Source organism: Methylobacterium symbioticum (genome assembly GCF_902141845.1).
GTDB classification, from domain to species: domain Bacteria; phylum Pseudomonadota; class Alphaproteobacteria; order Rhizobiales; family Beijerinckiaceae; genus Methylobacterium; species Methylobacterium symbioticum.
The window spans coordinates 1-1,939 of record NZ_CABFPH010000221.1; the positions used below are offsets into that span (position 1 = coordinate 1).

General features: G+C 70.6%; 1 protein-coding gene. It reads right to left on the bottom strand.

The annotated features are described in order from the left end of the window. Positions 1-1,922 (bottom strand): 1-deoxy-D-xylulose-5-phosphate synthase (gene dxs, locus MET9862_RS28930; RefSeq protein WP_142586305.1); only part of this gene is annotated, 1,922 nt, incomplete at its 3' end. Positions 1,923-1,939 lie beyond the last annotated feature (17 nt).

Consider the following 1,939-nt stretch of genomic DNA (forward strand, 5'->3'; position numbering starts at 1 on the left):
CGCTCCGGCAGGATGTCTTTGACCTTTGCGACGATGGCGGCGGCGTCGAGGCCGGCCTCGGCATACATCCGCTCCGGCGTGTCGTGGTCCTGGTAGGTGTCCGGCAGCGTCATCGTCCGCACCCGCACCCGCATCGCGTCCAGAACGCCGCGATCCGACAGACAGTGCAGCACCATCGCCCCGAACCCGCCCCGCGAGCCCTCCTCCAGCGTGATCAGAACCTCGTGGCTCGCCGCCAGGTCCAGGATCAGCGCCTCGTCCAAGGGCTTGGCAAAGCGCGCATCCGCCACCGTCACCGCCACACCCGCATCCGCCAGCTGGTCCGCCGCCTTCAGCGCCTCCGACAGACGCGTGCCCAGGCTCAGGAGCGCCACACGCGCCCCCTCCGGACGCCGAACGATCCGCCCACGCCCGATCTCCAGCGCCTCGCCCCGCTCCGGCAGCTCCACGCCCACACCCTCGCCGCGCGGGTAGCGCAGCGCGATCGGGCCCGTGTCATGCGCATGGGCGGTCGCCACCATGTGCACCAGCTCCGCCTCGTCGGCCGCCGCCATCACCGTCATGTTCGGCAGGCAGCACAGATAGGCCAGGTCGAAGGCGCCCGCATGCGTCGCCCCGTCCGCCCCCACCAGACCCGCCCGGTCCAGGCAGAAGCGCACCGGCAGGTTCTGCAAGGCCACGTCGTGGATGACCTGGTCGTAGGCCCGCTGCAGGAAGGTCGAGTAGATCGCCACGAACGGCTTGTAGCCCTCCGTCGCCAGGCCGCCGGCAAAGGTCACCGCGTGCTGCTCGGCAATCCCCACGTCGAAGGTGCGCGCCGGATGCGCCTTGCCGAACAGGTCGATGCCCGTGCCCCCCGGCATCGCCGCCGTGATCGCCACAACCTTCGGATCGGCATCCGCCGCCTTGATCAGGCTCTCGCCGAACACCCGCGTATAGGCCGGCGCGTTCGGCTTGGCCTTGGCCTGCACCCCTGAGACCACGTCGAACTTCACCACCCCGTGGTAGCGGTCGGCGCTCGCCTCGGCCGGAGCGTAGCCCTTGCCCTTCTGCGTGACCACGTGCAGCAGGATCGGGCCGTGCTCGGCATCGCGCACGTTCTTCAGCACCGGCAGCAGGTGGTCGAGGTTGTGCCCGTCCACGGGCCCCACATAGTGGAAGCCCATCTCCTCGAACATCGTGCCCCCGCCCACCACCAGCGAGCGGGCATATTCCTCGGCCGCGGCCGCGCGCTGGTAGAGCGCCTTGGGCAGCAGCTTGCCGAGCTGCTTGGCGGTCTCGCGCAGGCTCCGGTAGGTGTCGCCGGAGGCCAGCCGGGCCAGATAGGCCGACATGGCCCCCACCGGCGGGGCGATCGACATGTCGTTGTCGTTCAGGATCACGATCAGGCGCGAGTGCAGCGCGCCGGCATTGTTCATGGCCTCATAGGCCATGCCCGCCGACATCGAGCCGTCGCCGATCACCGCCACCACGTTGCGCCGCTTGCCCGCCTCGCGGCCGGCCGCCTTGGCCCCGGCCACGTCGAGGTCGCGGGCCACCGCCATGCCCAGGCCCGCCGAGATCGAGGTGGAGGAGTGCGCCGCGCCGAAGGGGTCGTAGACGCTCTCGCTGCGCTTGGTGAAGCCCGACAGGCCCCCGCCCTGGCGCAGCGTGCGGATGCGGTCGCGGCGGCCGGTGAGGATCTTGTGCGGGTAGGCCTGGTGGCCGACATCCCAGATGATGCGGTCGTCGGGCGTGTCGAACACGTGGTGCAGGGCCACCGTCAGCTCGACCACGCCCAGACCCGAGCCGAGATGCCCGCCGGTCACCGAGACCGCGTCGATCATCTCGGCGCGCACCGCGTCCGCCACCGCCTGAAGACGGCTCTCCGGCAGACGCCGCAACGCCGCAGGCTCCTCAAGACCGTCAAGAATCGACGTCACGCTCTCTCTCTCGGCCA